The organism is Plantibacter flavus (assembly GCF_900177615.1).
Lineage (GTDB): Bacteria > Actinomycetota > Actinomycetes > Actinomycetales > Microbacteriaceae > Plantibacter > Plantibacter flavus.
The window spans coordinates 980,768-998,595 of the sequence record NZ_FXAP01000001.1 but is presented as its reverse complement, the minus strand read 5'-3'; the positions used below and the strand labels follow the sequence as shown (position 1 = coordinate 998,595).

The window sequence follows — 17,828 nt, the reverse complement described above, 5'->3', positions numbered from 1 at the left end:
CCGGCTGCAGGCGGGGCGGCGGACGTCCTGGCGCCCGGTGGGGCCGGACGCGCGGACGTCTCACCCCACCGCACCGGGACCCTCGCCGCCGGGCTCCTCATCGCCATCGTGGTGCTGATCGCCGCAGCCGTCGCCTCACTCGCCATCGGCAATCGGGCCATCGATCCACTGACCGTCGTCCGCGCGCTCGTCGCCTACGACGACGCGGACCCCCTGCATCTCATGGTCATGGAGCTGCGCGTCCCACGGACGCTGCTCGGCATCCTGGTCGGTGCGGCGCTCGCCGTGTGCGGCGGGCTCATCCAGGCATTCACCCGCAACCCGCTCGCCGACCCGGGCATCCTCGGGGTGAACGCCGGTGCGTCGTTCGCCGTGACCTTCGCGGTCGGTGTCCTGGGACTGACGACTCCCGGCACCTACGTCCCGTTCGCCCTGGCGGGTGCGTTCATCCTCACGGTGATCGTCTACACGCTCGGATCCGTCGGGGCCTCGGGCGCGACCCCGATGAAACTGACCCTCGCGGGGGTCGCCCTCGGTGCCGCCTGCACCGGTTTCACCACCGCGATCGTGCTGCGGGACGAAGGCACCCTCCAGGTCATGCGCTTCTGGAGCGTGGGATCCATTGGAGGCCGCACCCTCGACCAGCTCACGTGGGCTGCTCCGCTGATCGTCGCGGGCCTCGTGATCGGTCTGCTCTGCGCCCGCTCGCTGAATGCCCTGACCCTGGGAGACGAGCTCGCCCAGGCGCTCGGTGCGCGAGTGCGCAGCACCCGGGTGTGGGTCGTCGTCGCCGTCACCCTCCTAGCGGGTACGGGCGTCGCAGCCGCCGGTCCCATCGCCTTCGTGGGACTCATGATCCCCCATGTCGTGCGCTGGTTCACGGGGCCCGACCAACGCTGGGTGCTGACGTACTCGATGGTGATCGGCCCCGCGTTCCTGCTGCTCGCAGACGTCCTCGGCCGGATCGTGTTGCCCTCCGGAGAGCTCCGGGTGGGGATCGTCACGGCGCTCCTCGGCGCTCCCATCCTGATCATGCTCGTGCGGCGGAAGCGGGTGAGCGGACTGTGAGCGTCATCGACCATGGACGACGGCTGATCCGCGTGGAGACCACGCACATCGCGACGCTCGTACCCGTGCGGTCCGTCCTCGTGTGCCTCGCTCTCGTCGTGGTGATCATCGGAGCAGGGCTGTTCGCGACGACGATCGGTGCGTACGAGATCAGCTTCGACGCCGTGATCCGGGCGATCGTCGACCCCGCGTCCGACCCGGACGTCCGCCAGGTCGTGACCGAGTGGCGACTGCCGCGGGTGCTGTTCGCGGTGCTCTGCGGAGCGGCACTCGCGCTCGCCGGAGGCATCTTCCAGTCGCTCACCCGCAACCCGCTCGGCTCACCGGACATCATCGGGTTCGGTGTCGGCGCGCAGTTCGGCGTGACGCTGACGATGCTCGTCCTCGGGCTCAACACCTACCTGTTCAAAGCCGCCGGGGCACTCGTCGGCGGCCTGCTGACCGCCCTGCTCGTCGCCGTCCTCGCGAACCGCCACACCATGTCGTCCTTCCGACTGATCATCGTCGGCATCGGCGTCTCGGCCGGGCTCGGCTCCCTCACCTCCTGGATCCTCATCTCCGTCAGCGTCGAGCAGGCGATGATGGCGGCCACCTGGGGGGCCGGATCCCTCGCCTCGCTCGGCTTCGACCAGCTACTCCCCGCCGCCACGGCCTTCGTCGTGTTCGCCCTGCTGGCTCGGCCACTCCGACGTTCGCTCCCCGTCCTCGAGATGGGCGACGACGCCGCCATGGCCCTCGGGGTGCGTCCTGGACGCACTCGCCTGGTCGCCATGGTGGTCGGTGTGGCCCTCGTAGCGCTCGTCACCGCCGCGGCCGGCCCGATCTCGTTCATCGCCTTGGCCGCCCCGCAGATCGCTCAACGGCTCACCCGCTCGAACACCCCGATGGGCCTCGCGCCGGTGATGCTCACCGGAGCCGCCCTGGTCGTCGTCTCCGACGCCGTCGCCCAGCTGCTCGCGGTCCCGGTCGGCGTGGTGACGCTCTCGGTCGGTGGCATCTATCTGACCTGCCTGCTGGCCGCCCAGTTCGTGCGCCGCACGTGAAAGGAACTCCCATGACCACGTCGCTCCTCGCCCGCGACCTCACCCTGGGCTACGGCGATGCTCCGATCGTCTCCGAGCTGTCGCTCGAGGTGCCGGACGACTCGTTCACGATCATCATCGGACCGAACGCCTGCGGCAAGTCGACCCTGCTCCGCGGACTCGCACGGCTCCTGCGCCCGACCGCCGGTGCCGTCCTCCTCGACGGGGCGGACATCCGCGCGTCGAAACCGAAGGACACCGCTCGCCGACTCGGGCTCCTCCCCCAATCCGCCATCGCCCCCGACGGGATCACCGTCGCCGACCTCGTCGGGCGTGGGCGGTTCCCGCACCAGAGCGCGATGCGGACGTGGAGCAGCGCCGACGAAGCGGCTGTCTCGGAGGCGATGGCCGCGACCGGGGTCACGGAGCTGTCCCGCCGGCTGGTCGACGAGCTCTCGGGCGGCCAGCGGCAACGCGTCTGGGTGGCGATGGCACTCGCCCAGCAGACGAAGCACCTGCTGCTCGACGAGCCGACGACCTTCCTCGACATCGCGCACCAGATCGAGCTGATGGAGCTGTTCACGGATCTGCACCGCAGCGGCACCACCCTCGTCGCGGTCCTCCACGACCTCAACCACGCCGCCCGCTATGCGACGCATCTCGTCGCGATGCGCGACGGTGCGATCGTCGCCCAGGGCGATCCCCAGGAGATCATCACCGCCGACCTCGTGGAGGCCGTGTACGACCTGCCGTGCCAGGTCATCACCGACCCCGTCTCCGGTACCCCGCTGGTGCTCCCGCTCGGACGGCGGAGCCGGTGAGCGGGACGACGACGAGGACGCCGCGGCGCCTCTTCGGCATCGCGCTGGGAGCGGACGGTCGCGGCGCCATGCTCGTCGCCGCGACCGGCCTCCTCATCGTGCACGCCCTGTCGGAGGCGGCGATCCCCGTGATCGTCGGGGCGACCATCGACCGCGCGGTGGTGCCGTCCGATCCGGTCGCCCTCGGGGTCTGGATCGGTGTCCTGGTCGGAACCTTCCTCGTCCTGACGGTGAGCTACCAGTCGGCCTCGCGGCTCATGGTGTCGATCTACGGGCACGGCGAACAGGCGCTCCGGCACCTCACGCTGTCCCGGATGCTTCGGCCGCAGCTCTCACGACAGAACCTTTCGGCGGGTGAGGCCCTGACGGTCGTCACGTCCGACACCTACCGGGTGGCCGGCGTCGCCTGGTCGGTCGCGCAGCAGTCCGCCACCATCGCTGCGATCATCGGAGCCGCCCTGGCGATGTCGGTGATCTCGCCCGTGGCGACGCTCGTGGTGTTCGTGTCGACCATCGGGATGATGCTCGTCATGCGCGTCGTATCACGCCCGCTGGAGCGCCGCGGGTTCGCCGAGCAACGGGCGGCGACCGAGGCCGGAGCGGTGGCCGCCGACTTCATGAGCGGGTTCCGAGTGCTCGTGGGCATCGGCGGGCGTGCTGAGGCCGTGCGCCGGTATGACGCCGCCAGTGACGTCTCACGACGCGCAGCGACGTCCGCCGGGCGGTCCCTCGCCCTCTTCGACGCCGTGAGCGGCACGCTGGCGGCGTTCGTCATGGCCGCACTCGTCGGCCTGTCCGCGTGGTTCGCCGCGGAGGGGCGGATCAGCATCGGCGAGCTCGTGACGGTGCTCGGCCTCGCGCAGTTCATCAGCGGATACCTCGCACAGGCGGGATCATTCCCGTCCAACTGGATCCACAAGCTCGCCTCCGCCAAGCGCTTGGCCGCGGTCGTCGACGCCGACGACCTGCTCGAAGCGGGCGGTCGGCTGGACGAGCCGTCCGACTCCGGCCTTGCGACCGACGTCGTGCTGTCCTTCCACCCCGAACACCAGGACCGACCGGTGGACGTCCGTGCTGGTGAACTGCTCGGCGTCCGGCCGCCCGACAGCGACACGGCGCGCGCCCTCTCCCGTCTGCTCGGCATGCGGACCCCCGCCGAGCGCGGCAGCGTCTCGCTCGCCGTCGACGGCAGACTCGTCGATCAGCTGGACCTCGACCCGGTGGCGTACCGCCGTCGTGTCGTCGCGCCACCGCACGGCCAGCGCATCATGAGCGGCACCCTGGCGGAGGCGGTCCGCGGTCATGACGCGACCGGCGACCCGGATGCGGTGTTCGTGGGCATGGCGGCGCTCGACGACGCGGTCGTGCAGCTCGGCGGCTGGTCGTCACCGGTCGGTGAGGCGGGCAGACGGCTCTCCGGCGGGCAGCGCCAGCGCGTCGGCATCGCCAGGGCGCTCCATGCCGGTGCGGACGTGCTCGTCCTCGACGAACCGACGTCGGCCGTCGACGTCCTCACGGAGACCCGCATCGCCCGAGCGCTCGCGGCGCACGAGGGCACCGTCGTCGTCATCACCACCTCGCCGGTCCTGTTGAACGCCTGCGACCGGATCATCGATCTCACTCCCGGTTCGGAGACCCGCCATGATTGATCACGCCACGGAGGCCACCACCGCCGAGATGCTGCCCGTCGCCGACGGCTCCCGCGTCCGAACCGTCGTCGGTGCCCTCCTCCGACGACACCGCGGACGGACCGCCGCCGTGGTGGTCCTCTTCCTCGCAGCAGCTGCACTGGGCGTCGTGATGCCCGCGTGTCTCGGGCGGATCGTGGACGCCGTCGCTTCCGATGCCGGGCTGAGCGTCGTCTCAGGCTGGGTGGCCGGAGCCGCCGTCGGCGCTGTCGGGGCCGTCGCGGTGACGCTGTGGGCGACTCGCGTGCTCACGGGGCTGGTGCAGGACCTGCTCGCCGAACTGCGCGAGGACGTGTTCGCCTCGGCCATGCGGCTCCCGGTGAGCACCGTCGACGACGGTGAGCGTGCCGATCTCCTGTCCCGGGTCACCGGCGACGTCGACGCGGTCGCGGAGGCCGGCGGGAACGTCGCCCCGACACTGCTCTCCGCCGGCTTCGCGATCGGGGTGTCGGCCGTCGCCCTCGCAGCCGTCGACCCGTGGCTCGCGCTCGCCGGTCTCGCCTCGGCGCCGTGCTATGTCCTCGGGACCCGTGCGTTCCTCCGGCGATCCCGAGTGGTGTTCCGCGCGGTCCGGATCCGCGAGGCATCGCGTAGTCAGGCTGTGCTGGACGCGGTCGACGGCGCGGAGACCCTCGCCGCGTTCGTGGGCACGGACCACGCGCTCGAACGTGTCCGGCAACGCGCGGCCGCCTCCATCGACGCGCAGATCGAGGGCGTGCGCGTCGCGAACCGTTTGTTCCGATGGATCAACTCGGGTGAGCTCATCGGACTGTCCGCGATCCTGGCGACCGGCTTCCTCCTCAACCTGCAGGGAACGATCACCGTCGGACTCGTGACCACCGCCGCGCTCCTGTTCCACCGACTGTTCGATCCGGTCGGCCGGCTCATCTTCGGGCTCGACGACATCCAGCGGGCCACGGTCGGGCTGGCTCGGCTCGTCGGGGTCATCGACCTCGCGGCGGCGTCGTCCGCGATGCCGAAGTCACCCTCGCCCGTCGGCGGTGCCGCAGACGGTGTCACCGCACCGCCGGCGATCCGAGTGCACGACCTGACGTTCCGCTATCCGACCACGGACCGCGGGATCACGCAGGTCACCCTGGACGTACCGCCCGGGACGACCACGGCGCTCGTCGGCACGTCCGGCTCGGGCAAGAGCACCCTGGCGCGGGTCGTCGCCGGGCACCATCCCCCGACGTCGGGGCGGGTGCTCGTCGGCCACACCCCGTACTACCTGTCGCAGGAGCTCCACCACTTCCGTGGCTCGATCGCCGACAACCTCAGGCTCGGCGCGCCGGACGCCAGCCGGGACGAGATGGTCTCGGCGCTCCGTGCCGTCGGAGCCGAGTGGGCGGTCACCGCGTTGCAGGACGACCCGGCGGCGGACCCGACCGGCTCGAGGCCATCGCCCGTGCCGCTGGACGAGGGACGCATCCAGCAACTCGCGGTCGCTCGGGCGTTCTTGGCGGACCCGGCGATCGTGATCCTCGATGAGGCGACGGCCGACGTCGGCTTGCACCATCGCGACGCCGTCGAAGCGGCGATCGCCGCCCTCCGGACGGACCGGACCGCGCTGCTGATCGCGCACCGGTTGGAGCAGGCCTCCACCGCCGACCGGATCGCGGTCTTCGCGGACGGTCGGATCGTCCAACACGGCACGCACGCGGAACTCCTCGCCTCCCCCGGCCCCTACCGCGAGTCCTGGCTCGCGCACAGCCCGCATCCGACCCAGTACACCGAACCGACCCGAGAGGCCGAGACGCCATGAAGATCCACCGCGGCATCGTGACCGCATCGACACCCCTGAGCCCGAACCTGATCCGCATCACCCTCGGCGGTCCGGGCGTCGAGGACTTCGTCAGCACCGGCACCGGCGATGAGTACGTCCGCGTCTTCTTCCCCCACGGTGCCGACCCGACGGAGGTCTCGCTCCCGGTACCGGCAGGCGACTGGTGGGAGACGCCGGAGGGCTCACCGCAGGCACCGATGCGGACCTACACGATCAGCGCCGTACGGCAGGACCCCGTCGAGATCGACATCGACTTCGTCGTGCACGAGGCCGGGGTCGCGGGGCCGTGGGCGGCTCGCGCCCGGCCCGGGCACGTGCTCGGCCTGAACTCGCCCACCGGTCTGTACACGCCGCCCGCCGACATCGATTGGCAGGTGCTCGTCGCGGACCTCACCGGCCTTCCCGCAGTCAGGCGCATCGTCGCACAGACTCCGCGCGGACGGCGGACCCGCGTGGTGCTCGAGGTGCCGGGCGAGCAGGATCGGATCTCGATCGAGACGAACGACGACGTGACGGTGACCTGGGTGATGGGCGGCAACGGACACGGCCCGAGTGCGTTGGGTCGACTCGTCCGGAGTGTCGTGGACGAGCGCCTCCCGCTCGATCAGGGCTACATCTGGGTGGCCGGCGAGACGGTGGCCCTCCGCGACGTCCGCAAGTATCTCCGCAAGGAACTCGGGCTCCCGGCCACCCGGTTCAAGGTCGTCGGCTACTGGACGCCGATCGCCGCGTGGGATGAGAGGTTCGCCGCCCTCCCGGCGTCCGTCCAACAGGAGCTCGACGCGATCTGGAGCACCGTCGAGGACGCCGAGCCGGAGGACGTGCAGATCCGGTTCGAGGAGCAGCTCGACCGCCTCGGCCTCTGAACCCACGCCGCTCCACCGGTTCGAGCGTCCCGCCCAATAGGCTGAAGGCGAAAGGACGACACGGCCATGACCTCACCTGCCGGGCGCCGGAAACACGGCCGCCCCACCATCTCCGATGTCGCCGCGCTCGCGGGCGTGTCGGCCGGCGCGGTGTCGAAGGTCTTCAACGGCACGGGCCGCATCTCGCCGCCGACCGCCGAGCGTGTCCGGGAAGCCGCACGCAAACTCAACTGGACGCCGAACCCGGCTGCGATCGCCCTCCGGACCTCCCGCGCCCAGGCGATCGGGCTCGTTCTCACCAGCTCCTCCCCGGTTCCCGAGGTCGGTGCTGCCAATGTCGGGCTCATCTCCGGGATCGAGTCCCTCCTGAGTCCCCGTGAGTACGGCCTCCTGCTGAACGTCTTCCTCACTGGACATCACGACGAGTCGGCGTTCTACCGGTCGTTGGCGGAACGTCAGCGGATGGACGGCGTCATCCTCACCAACTCGGTCGTCGGCGACACCCGCTTCGACCTCATGCGCGATCTCGGAGTGCCCGCAGTGCTCGTCGGCACCCCGTGGAAGCCGGGTGTGGTCGACTACATCGATGCGGACCCGCCGAGCGCCGGCATCCCCGAGACGGTCGATCACCTCGTCGGCCTGGGCCACCGCGATGTCGCGTTCGTGAGCGGCCCCGCCGGGTTCGTGCTCCCGAACATCCGACGCGAGGCGTTCACCGCCCGACTCGCTCACCACGGGCTCACCCCACACTCCGTGTCGAGCGTCGGCTATTCGCCTGCCGCCGCCGCCGAGGAGACGAGCCGGCTCCTCGACGTCGCGGCGCCGCCGACGGCGATCCTCTACGGCACCGACACCATGGCGATCGCCGGGATGCGGACCATCCAGAGCCGTGGCCTCCGGGTCCCCGAGGACGTCTCAGTCGTGGGGTTCGAAGGGCTCGAGGTCGGTGAATGGGTGGACCCCCAGCTCACGACCGTCCAGCGCTTCGCGTTCCAGCGTGGACGGGCGGCGGCGGCGAAGCTCCTCGGCCTCCTCGGCGAGACGATCGAGGAGGACGTACCGCTCGAGAAGCCGGTGCTCATCGTCCGACAGTCGACCGCCCCACCACGCAGCCGCTGATCAGGCCGGAACGCGTCGCGGGGCCGACACCGTGCGGTGCCGACCCCGATCAGCAGGTGTGAGCCCGCATCACCCGCCTCAGGAGGTGAGTCTGATCATCCCGAGCTCGCGGACGGTCGGGAGCTCCACGATGATCGTGCCGTCGACCACCGCCAGCGGCGCCGGCGTCCGCCGATCGTCGAGGACCACCTCGGCCGAGAGCTCGGCCGGGACGACGGGACGCCCCGTGGCCTCCGACAGACGGGCGGCGTCGATCCGCACCCGGATGCCGGAGAGCTCGGTCACCGCGCGCTGCTGGCCGCGCATCGCCAGCGGGTCGGTGAGGTTGGCGAAGGCGAGCATGAACGCCTCCCCGTCCGTCCACACCGCCGCATCCAGGAGGCCCGGGCCGTCGATGCGGACCAGACTCGATCCCCCGAGCGCGGCCTCGACCGTGTTGCCGAGCAGGGTGAGGTGGTCTCCGAGGAGCGTCTCGTGGTACAGCTCGGCGAGGTTGAATCCGATGACCTGGACCGTCCCAGCGTGCGCCGGCACCGTCCCGCCAGCGTCCGACGCGACCAGCGACGCACGGAACACCGCGGGGTCCACGGCCTCGCTCCGCGGATAGACCTCCTCCATGGGGAGGTCGGGGTGATCCGGCACGAACCGCCAGTGCACGCTCGCCTCGGCGCTCGGCGCGAAACGCGCCAGACGGGTTCCACCGATGATGCGGTCCGCACCGTCCAGCCCGGCGGCGAGGGTGCCGTCGGACGACCGCTGTACGTAGTTGTTGCGCACGACTCCTGCCGAGCGGGCGGTCAGCTGCGCGCCTGTCAGCTCAGTCACGAGCGGTGTACCGCCGTCGATCAGGGGGCCGGCACCCGTCACCACGAGTTCGCCGCCGCCCTCGACGAAGGCACGCAATGCGGCGGCGGACCGCTCGTCGATCTCGTCGATCTCGGGGAGGACCACCACCCTCGTCTCAGGAAGCCCGAGCCGGTGCAGGCCACGCGGGCCGACGAACTCGAACGGCGTCCGCAGTTCGACGAGTGCCTGGTACATGCCGGAGGCGGCCCGTCGCGTGCGGGCATCGGCGAAGGCGTTGTCCACGTCCCAGACGCAGACTTCCGCGACCGGGCGCGCCTGCTGCCAGGTCGCACCGATCTCGCGGTGCAAGGTGAACGCCCGTTCGACCGCAGGGATCCAGCGCGTGTCGTGGATCCGCGCGGCGAATTTCGTGAACCACGGGAACGCCCCGTGCACGAAGCCGTCGACGATCCAACCGACGGTCTCCTGACCCGCGTTGACGGAGTCCTTCCAGCGGTACCCGTGCGACTCGGGCCCGACGGAGGTGATGAGCCCGACGGGCTTGTCGGGGTGGATGGACCGGGTCCGCTTCGCGTCACGGCCGGCCGCCCACTGGGTCTCCCCTTCGTTGCGCGCCTGGTGGTCGACGAGGAAGAACGGGACGTGCAGGCGGGCGACATCGTCGCGGAGCTCGCCCGCTGCGAAGGAGCCGAGGTTGGGGATGAAGCGCACCTCCGGCTTCACGTCCTGGACCGCCGCGTCCCAGTGCGCGACCAGGTCGCTCAGCCGTTCCCGGCGCCACCCCCGGTAGGCCTGCCAGGACTCCCCGTCGACGGCGTCGCGCGAGGTCGGGAGCGCGAGCCCGGACGCCGCGCGGAAGAGTCGCTGCGCGGTCTCGGTGTACCCGGGCCCGTGGCCCTGCCAGCGGTTGGCGAACACCGCGTCGATGTCGTAGTCCGCGGTGACCTCGCGAGCGACCTCCGTCGTGAACTCCCAGTTGTAGTCGCCGAACGCATCGGTCACGAAGGTGCCCGGGTGCGCCCAGTGCTCCTGCACCTCCCCGTCCTCGGTCCGGGCGATCCACTCCGGGTGCGCGTCGTGGACGTCACGATGCACGGCGTGCGGGTCGATGCGGGCCATGACGACCATGCCGCGGCTGCGCGCGAGGTCGACGATCTCTCCGAGGAGGTCGCGGTCACCCAGGTGCCGGCTGCGGTAGTGCAACGGGATCGAGGTCGGATAGAACGCGATGTATCCGCCGGCGCTGATGCAGATCGCGGTCGACGCGGTCCGGTCCATGACGTCGGCCCACGCATCGAGGTCGAAGTGGAGCGGGTCGTCCTCGACGAAGGTCAGCTGTGTCCAGCGCTGGTCGCCGGAGAACCAGGCGATCGTGTCGGTTCCGGTCGTGAGCGGCTGTGTCGTCGTCATTTGATTCCCGTCGTGGCGATGCCCTTGATGATGTACTTCTGCGCGAAGAGGAAGAAGAGGAGGATCGGGACGAGCGAGATGAGCGACATCGCGAACATGATGCCGATCCCGCTCTGCGTCTCCGTGTCGACGAGCGATTTGAGCGCCACCGGCACCGTGTACAACTTCGTCTTCGTCAGGTAGAGGAGCGGTCCGAAGTAGTCGTTCCACGTCCAGATGAAGGTGAAGATCGTCGTGGTGATGAGTGCCGGCTGCATGAGCGGCAGGATCACCGACCAGAAGATGCGGAACGGGCCGGCACCGTCGAGCATCGCCGCGTGGTCGAGTTCCCGCGGGATGGTGCGGATGAACTGCACCATGAGGAAGATGAACACCGCGTCGGTCGCGAGGAACTTCGGGATGAGCAACGGCGCGTAGGTGTTGATCCACCCGAGCTCCGCGAACAGGATGTACTGCGGGATGATCAGCACATGGAACGGCAGCATCATCGTCATGAGGGTGAGGCCGAAGTACAGCTTGTTCGCTCGGAAGTTCAGCCGGGCGAGTGCGTACGCCGTCACCGAGCAGGAGAACAGGTTCCCGACGATGGCCCCGACCGCGATGAGGCCGGAGTTGAGGAGGAACGCCGTGAAGGGCGTCCCCAGGGAGTCCCATCCGTCCAGGTAGTTCGACAGCGTCACCTCGCTCGGGATGAGGCCCGTCTGTGACAGGATCAGGTTGCTCGGCTTGAAGGAGCTGACCACCATCCACAGCAACGGGTACAACATCAGCAGCGCGAACACCACCAGGAGGATATGGCGGATGATCCGCCGTGCTCGGCCGGCGTCCCGTTTGCGCCGGGTGGGCGTCGGGTCAGGGTCGGCGGGCAGGGCGTCGAGGGTGGTACTGGTGATGGCCATCATTCGTCTCCGTAGTGCACCCAGCGGCGCGAAAGGATGAAGTTGCCCGCCGTGGCGATCGCGATGACGATCAGGAGGACCCACGCCATGGCAGCGGCGTAGCCCATGTCGAAGTTCACGAATCCCTCCTGATAGATGTAGAGGGTGTAGAAGAGCGTCGAGTCGAGAGGGCCTCCCGTCCCGCCACTGACCACATGGGCTTGGGTGAACGCCTGGAACGCGCTGATCATCTGCAGGATCAGGTTCAGGAAGATGATCGGCGTGAGCAGCGGGATGGTGATCGACCAGAACCGGCGCATCCGGCCGGCGCCGTCGACCTCGGCTGCCTCGAGGAGTTCGTCCGGGACCTGACGCAGCCCGGCCAGGAAGATCACCATCGGCGAGCCGAAGGTCCACACGTTGAGGATGATGAGCGTCCACGGAGCGGTCGCCGGGTTCTGCAGCCAGCTGTCCGCCTCGATACCGAAGAACCCGAGCACCGTGTTGATGAGCCCTGCATCACCGAACAGCTGGCGCCACAGGATCGCGATCGCGACACTGCCACCGAGGAGCGAGGGCAGGTAGAAGGCGCTCCGGTACAGGGAGAGCCCGCGGATCCCCTTGTCGAGGATGACCGCCAGGAACAGCGCGAATGCCAGCTGCAAGGGCACGGAGACGAGCACGTACAGGCCGGTCACGCGTGCGGACGCCCAGAACCGCTCGTCCCCCATCATCCGGGTGAAGTTGTCGAACCCGATGAAGGAGGGTGCCGTCAGGAGGTCGTAGTCGGTGAAGGCCAGGACCGCGGATGCGATCAGCGGTCCTGCCGTGACCGCGACCATCCCCAGCATCCATGGGAGGAGGAAGACGTGTGCGACCCAGCCCTGCCGTTGGTGGGAGGCCCGACGCCGCTTCCGTCCGGTCGTCGTCGCGGATTCGGTCGTCCCGGTCCGCACCTCGGGCTCGCGTTTCATGGTGAGGGTCATCAGTTGCCCACCGAGGAGGAGACGGCCGAGACGAAGTTCGACGCGGCCTGCGAGACCGAGGTGTCCCCGAGGGTCACGCCTTCGAGCTCTCGGATCATCACGGTGCGCCACGAACCGGAGCCGGCGGGAGCCTCGTACCGGGGCCGCTGCTCCATCGCCGCGATCTCGCGGGTGGTCGCGATCACCTTCTGCTCGTCCGCGGTCGCCGACGGCTCGTACTCGTCGAGCAGCGCCAGACTCGGTGGTGCCCCGGCCGACAGCCCCACCAGCTTCAGCAGGTCGATCGAGTTGAGGTTGTAGCTCATCAGCGCGCCCGCCGCATCGACACGGTCGTCGTCGATGCCCGCGTACATCGCGAACCGGCTGAAGTAGGTGAAGTGGTACCCGGGCGCCGCGTCCGCGAGGGCTGGGACGTCCCGCTGACGGAACTCGTAGTCGGGGAACGCCGCGGCCTCGTCGACGATGTGGTTCGAGTTGGCGAAGGTCGCGAGGACCTTGGCGCCGGTGTCGGACCAGCCGGGTTCGATGCCGTCCTGCTCGCTGATACTGGTGGTGGCGCCGGCTTTGCGGAGCTGCTCCCACCAGTCGATCCACGCGGCGACGCCGTCCTCACTCGCGGCCAGCCTGCCGTCCTTCGACCACAGGTCCTCGCCGCGCTGGCGCAGGAACGACTCGAAGGGCATGTCGTGGTAAGCGCCGTAGGTGGTGCCCTTCCGGCCGGCGGCGTTGTTCTTCGAGTAGTCCGTCAGGAACTCGGCCAGGCTGTCCCACGTGAGCGTCTCGGGGAGTGCGACGCCGTCCTCGTCCATGAAGGTCTGGTTGTAGCGCAGGACCGGGGAGAACATCGACTTGGGCAAGGTGTTGAGCTCGCCGTCGATCCGGAAGAGGTCGAGTTCGGCGTCGCTGAACGCGGACAGGTCGAGCGTGCCGACGTCCTCGAGCGGACGGTAGATCTTCGCGTCCCGGTAGGTCAGGACGGCCGGCGACGGGATCCAGAACACGTCCGGTACGTCGCGCGCGGCCATCTGCGTCGTCATGCGCTCCTGGTAGGCGGTGTAGTCCCCGAACTCGGGCTCGATCGTGACGTCGCTGTTCTGCTTGCTGAACAGGGTCATCCCGGCCAGGTAGGCCTTCTGGCGTTCAGCGCCTCCCCACCAGGCGAAGCGGATGGTGGTGGTACCGCCGGCACCGGAACCGCCTCCGATGGAGCAGCCGGCGAGGGCGAAGGCTCCGAGGGAGAGGGCGCCGACTCCGGCGAAGGTGAGGAAGCGTCGTCGGCTGACGTCCTGCGGGATGTTCGACATGATGTCCTTCTTTCGATACGTCGTTGTATGAGTGGTCACGGTGCTGCGATGACGGCGCCTCCAGGACGCCGGTGATCAGGCGAGGGAGCTCGGGTCGACGCGGTTGACGAGCGGTTCCCTCGTGACCCGACGTCGGAGGTTGTCGAGGAAGATCGCGGTTCCGCGATCAGCGGTGGCGGTCGTGGTGGCACCGTTGTGCGGAGTCACCACCACGTCGTCCCGCGACCAGAACGGGGAGTCCGCCGGCAGCGGCTCGACGGTGTGCGCGTCGAGACCGGCTCCCGCGACGGCACCGGAGTCGAGGGCCGTCAGGAGGTCTGCGTCGACGACGATGCCGCCTCGTGAGACGACGATGACGGTGGCTCCCGGGCGGAGCGCCGACAGGACGCGGAGGTCGATCGCTCCGCGCGTCTCCACGGTGAGCGGGGCCGTCACGACCAGCACGTCGCACCGCCCGGCGAAGTCGAGGACCTCCTCCGGTCGGTACAGGCGCTCGACGGCGGCCGGGGTGCTACCGACGTCACGACGGAGGCCGATGACGGTCATGTCGAAGGCGCTCGCACGCGGCGCGAGGGCGGCGCCGATGTTGCCGAAGCCATAGATGCCCATCGTCTTGCCGGCGAGTTCACCGTGGGTGAACCGGTCCCATCTGGCCTCGCGAGCGGCATCAGCCCAGCGACGTCCGCCGCGGTCGAGCTGGAGGGCCAGCAGCATCGCGTGCTCCGCGAGCGGGACAGCCCCGTTGCCCGCCGAGGACGTGACCGCGACGCCGCTCCTGCGGAGAGCCGGGCCCACCTCGGACTCGACACCGGCGGCCCAGGAGTGCACCCAGTCGAGCGCCGGCAGTCCGGGCAGTTCTTCGTCGCGCACCCTGCCTGCGACGATCGTGGTCTCAGGGTGGGCGGTCTCGTCGTCGAGGACGCGGACGTCGGGGAAGTCGCTCCGGATGCGCGAGCGCACGGCGTCCGCCTGTCCGCCGCGGACGAGGACCACCTCAGGCGTCATCCCGCTCGCCTCCGTCCGGGATCACGACGACCGCTCCGTCCACGACCTCGACGATCTCGACGAGGAGGTCGTCCCCGACCGTCGACACCGTGGCGTCGGCGTCGCCCGCGGTCACGTGGTGGACGCGGGTGCCGACGGCGTCGGCAGCCCTCCCAGGGAATCGCAACCGGGTTCCGCGGATCGGGACGGTTGGACCGAAGGAGTTCCGACGTTGACCGGAGTGGTTGAGCAGGTGTACGACGAGGCCCGCTCGCGAACGGCCGACGGACACCTCGACGTGTTCGCTCGTCTCGACCTGCACCGTTCCATCCTCCCCGACGGCGTCGATCACGAGATCCGCGATCAGGTCCCGGATGACCGTGAGACCGAGTTCGCGGTAGGCCGCTCCGACGGTCCACGGGACCTGCGTCGCGCTGCCCGAACCGAGCGGGAGCACACCGCAGGCCGATGCCGGTCCGACCTCGTGACCGTGGGCCTTCTCTGGCGGTCCGTACGGCGCTCGAGGGACGACCGGGTGGCGCAGCTCGGCGTCGGAACGCCACGCCAGGGTGTGCAGCCTGCCACGCACGGGCACGAGGTCCGAGCCTTCGACCGACGGTCCGCCGCCCAGCAGGACGTAGCTCGACTTGAGCGCCTCCGCGTCGTCCTCGAGGGACCGCTGCTGCGCTCCGGGGAGCCAGGAGACGACCGAGCCGTCGGAGCGGATGCCTGACCGCCCCGTGGCAACGACCCGCCCACCGGCACGGACGAACGCCTCGAGCGCGGCGTCCTCCTCCGGGGTGGGGCCGATGAGATCCGGGAGGACGAGCACACGGAACCGTCCGAGGTCCACGACGGCCAGCGACTCGACCGGGACGACGTCGACGGCGACGTGCCGTTCCAGCAGGGCGGAGAACAGGCCGCGGAACTCGGCGACCGACGCCTGCTGCACCTCGGCGGACGCCGCGAGCGGGTTCGGTCGGACGACACCCACCTCGGCCGCGGGCGACAGTCCGGCGTACACCTCGGCGTGGTCCCGGTGGAAGCGCGTCACGACCGCGGCCGGAGCGAGACAGGCGTAGTCGATGAGCCCGGCCGGCCCCATGATGTACGTCGACGGGTTCGCCCCGCGCGACACCGCTTGGAGGAGGTACTGCGCGAACATCTCCGGCTGCTCGCTCGCCAGCCGGTACGGCATGTCGACGAAGGCGACCGCGTTCACCAGGACCGGTTTGCCCGGCTGCGCGACCCGGAACGCGCTCACCGACTCACTCGTCGCGTGCGGCCAGAGCGGGCGACCGAGGGCGTTGTTCGCCTCGTGGAACAGGATGTCCGCCGAGCGGCCCAGGATGAGCCCCGCGTGGGGTGCTCGTTCGGCGATGTGCCCGCGGATGCGTGACGTCAGTCGGTCGATGGTCCCCGCGGCGAACCGCTTCCACTCCAGGTAACCGGGATCACCGGCGAACGACGGCAGCCGCTCAATGCCGGTCTCACGGACGAACGCCTCGGCGCAGGCGTCGCAGTGGCAGACACCGTGGACCCGTCCCCCGTAGTCGACCTCGTTGAACCCGAACCAGTTGAAGAAGAATCCGTCGACGGGATAGGCGTCGAGGATCTCGTCGATGATGTCGAGTGAGCGGTCCTGGTAGTACCCGGTGCTCGGGCAGACGCTCACCAGTCCCTCGTAGACCTGGCGTTCGCCACTCGGTGACCGGAAGCACCACTCGGGGTGCTCGTCGGCGACGCGGGAGGCGACCTTCGAGAAGTCCATGCGGGCGAGGAGTCGGACGCCACGACGATGCGCGGCGTCGACCGCGTCACCGACGAGGTCGCCCCCGGGGCGCTCGTCGAGCAGTGGGTTCCTCGACTGGAACGTCAGCGTCGACGGGAAGTGCGAGAGGATGCCTCCCACGTTGAGCAGCCAGACGCCGGCACCGTGCTCCTGGATCGCGTCCAGGACCGTCTCGACGTCGAGCAGCGCGTCGATCTCGCGCAGGTTCGTCTGGAACATGTCGAACGGCTCGTGCCACCAACCCGGGCGGACGTCGGCGGTCGCGACGGCCGCGCGCGGTTCCGTGAGCGTCATGCGTGCGCCCCGCCGTTCATCGAGCGGGCGAGCTGGACGAGCGCGGAATGGTCGGATCCGCCCTGACCGCGGGCGACCACCGAGCGGACCAGCTGTGCGACGAGTCCGGTCGCCGGCAGGCCCACGCCGGCGGTCCGGGAAGCCGCTTCGACGATCGCGAGGTCCTTCGCGTGGAGCTCGGACCGGAAGCCGGCTCGGAAGTCGTCCGCCAGGACCGAATCGGTCTTGCGTTCGAGGACGGTGCTGCCGCCGAGACCCTTGCGGATCACGGAGAGCGCCGTCCCCACGTCGACGCCCTGCGCCTCGAGGAAGACGACCGCTTCAGCGAGGGCCTGCAGGTGGAGGGCGACGACCAACTGGTTGGCGGCCTTCACGACCTGGCCGCTGCCGCTCGGGCCGACGTGCACCACCGAGGCGCCGACCGCCTGCAGGACGGACCGCCAGCGCTCCAGGGTGGACGACTCACCGCCGACCATCACCGAGAGCGTGCCCTCGCGGGCGCCTGCCTCGCCACCGGACACCGGGGCGTCGAGGGCGCCGTGGCCCCCCTCGATGCAGGCTGCGGCGACGTCGCGAGCCGTCTCGGGCCGGATCGTCGACATGTCGATGTAGTCGGCCCCGTCGGCGAGGTGCGCGAGGATCCCGTCCGCGCCGAGCGCGACCGATTCGACGTCGGGCGAGTCCGGCAGCATGGTGATGACGAGTTCGGAGCCGCTGACGGCCTCGGCGACGGAGTCCGTCACGCGGAGGCCGGCGTTCCGGGCGGCCGATCGGCTCGCATCGCCCCGGCTGAACCCCGCTACGTCGTGTCCGGCGGCGGCGAGGTGCTCCGCCATCGGGCGCCCCATGACGCCGAGTCCCACGAATCCGATGGTCGTCATCGTCTCTCTTCCTGTCGTCGCTGTCGCCCGATCATCGAGCTATCGATATACCAAGACAAGAAGTGAGCTCCATCGCCCCGGCGTTGCGTTCGAGTATTTCGATATACCAAACTGGTGTCAAG

General features: G+C 69.9%; 14 protein-coding genes. 7 read left to right on the top strand and 7 right to left on the bottom strand.

Going from position 1 to position 17,828, the window contains the following annotated elements; genetic code table 11:
* Positions 1 to 27: 27 nt before the first annotated feature.
* The 7 genes from B9Y95_RS04725 to B9Y95_RS04695 all read left to right on the top strand — a co-directional run bounded on the left by B9Y95_RS04725 (position 28) and on the right by B9Y95_RS04695 (position 8,370).
* Positions 28 to 1,068: a FecCD family ABC transporter permease gene (locus tag B9Y95_RS04725; RefSeq protein WP_412458817.1), complete on the top strand. Its 1,041-nt coding sequence runs from the start codon at positions 28 to 30 to the stop codon at positions 1,066 to 1,068.
* Between the two features lie 32 nt (positions 1,069 to 1,100).
* On the top strand, positions 1,101 to 2,111 hold the full coding sequence (locus B9Y95_RS04720) for a FecCD family ABC transporter permease (RefSeq protein WP_234993961.1): 1,011 nt from the start codon (positions 1,101 to 1,103) through the stop codon (positions 2,109 to 2,111).
* A gap of 11 nt (positions 2,112 to 2,122) precedes the next feature.
* Positions 2,123 to 2,911, top strand: coding sequence for an ABC transporter ATP-binding protein (locus tag B9Y95_RS04715; protein WP_085510797.1), 789 nt, complete (start codon positions 2,123 to 2,125; stop codon positions 2,909 to 2,911).
* Positions 2,908 to 4,560: an ABC transporter transmembrane domain-containing protein gene (locus B9Y95_RS04710; RefSeq protein WP_085510796.1), complete on the top strand. Its 1,653-nt coding sequence runs from the start codon at positions 2,908 to 2,910 to the stop codon at positions 4,558 to 4,560. Before B9Y95_RS04715 ends, B9Y95_RS04710 begins: the two co-directional genes overlap by 4 nt.
* On the top strand, positions 4,553 to 6,364 hold the full coding sequence (locus B9Y95_RS04705) for an ABC transporter ATP-binding protein (protein WP_085510795.1): 1,812 nt from the start codon (positions 4,553 to 4,555) through the stop codon (positions 6,362 to 6,364). The genes B9Y95_RS04710 and B9Y95_RS04705 overlap by 8 nt, the downstream gene beginning before the upstream one ends.
* Positions 6,361 to 7,251 (top strand): siderophore-interacting protein, encoded by an 891-nt coding sequence (locus B9Y95_RS04700; RefSeq protein WP_085510794.1) that lies wholly within the window; start codon positions 6,361 to 6,363, stop codon positions 7,249 to 7,251. The genes B9Y95_RS04705 and B9Y95_RS04700 overlap by 4 nt, the downstream gene beginning before the upstream one ends.
* Positions 7,252 to 7,317: 66 nt before the next feature.
* Entirely contained in the window at positions 7,318 to 8,370 is a 1,053-nt protein-coding gene (locus tag B9Y95_RS04695) for a LacI family DNA-binding transcriptional regulator (RefSeq protein WP_085510793.1), read from the top strand.
* Between the two features lie 78 nt (positions 8,371 to 8,448).
* Here the strand turns inward: B9Y95_RS04695 and B9Y95_RS04690 are convergent, their stop codons facing one another.
* From B9Y95_RS04690 to B9Y95_RS04660, 7 genes are all read right to left on the bottom strand, one after another.
* The gene (locus B9Y95_RS04690) at positions 8,449 to 10,587 is read right to left on the bottom strand and encodes an alpha-amylase family protein (RefSeq protein ID WP_085510792.1); all 2,139 of its coding nucleotides are present in this window, start codon (positions 10,585 to 10,587) and stop codon (positions 8,449 to 8,451) included.
* Positions 10,584 to 11,489 carry a carbohydrate ABC transporter permease gene (locus B9Y95_RS04685; RefSeq protein ID WP_085510791.1) on the bottom strand — a complete coding sequence of 302 codons (906 nt, stop codon included), beginning with the start codon at positions 11,487 to 11,489 and terminating at the stop codon, positions 10,584 to 10,586. Before B9Y95_RS04685 ends, B9Y95_RS04690 begins: the two co-directional genes overlap by 4 nt.
* Positions 11,486 to 12,439 carry a carbohydrate ABC transporter permease gene (locus tag B9Y95_RS04680; protein WP_200811355.1) on the bottom strand — a complete coding sequence of 318 codons (954 nt, stop codon included), beginning with the start codon at positions 12,437 to 12,439 and terminating at the stop codon, positions 11,486 to 11,488. Before B9Y95_RS04680 ends, B9Y95_RS04685 begins: the two co-directional genes overlap by 4 nt.
* An 11-nt stretch (positions 12,440 to 12,450) precedes the next feature.
* On the bottom strand, positions 12,451 to 13,755 hold the full coding sequence (locus B9Y95_RS04675; protein WP_085510789.1) for an ABC transporter substrate-binding protein: 1,305 nt from the start codon (positions 13,753 to 13,755) through the stop codon (positions 12,451 to 12,453).
* Between the two features lie 75 nt (positions 13,756 to 13,830).
* The gene (locus B9Y95_RS04670) at positions 13,831 to 14,760 is read right to left on the bottom strand and encodes a D-2-hydroxyacid dehydrogenase (protein WP_085510788.1); all 930 of its coding nucleotides are present in this window, start codon (positions 14,758 to 14,760) and stop codon (positions 13,831 to 13,833) included.
* Positions 14,750 to 16,825, bottom strand: coding sequence for a beta-galactosidase trimerization domain-containing protein (locus tag B9Y95_RS04665; RefSeq protein WP_085510787.1), 2,076 nt, complete (start codon positions 16,823 to 16,825; stop codon positions 14,750 to 14,752). Before B9Y95_RS04665 ends, B9Y95_RS04670 begins: the two co-directional genes overlap by 11 nt.
* The gene (locus B9Y95_RS04660; RefSeq protein ID WP_085510786.1) at positions 16,822 to 17,706 is read right to left on the bottom strand and encodes an NAD(P)-dependent oxidoreductase; all 885 of its coding nucleotides are present in this window, start codon (positions 17,704 to 17,706) and stop codon (positions 16,822 to 16,824) included. The genes B9Y95_RS04665 and B9Y95_RS04660 overlap by 4 nt, the downstream gene beginning before the upstream one ends.
* Between the last annotated feature and the right edge of the window lie 122 nt (positions 17,707 to 17,828).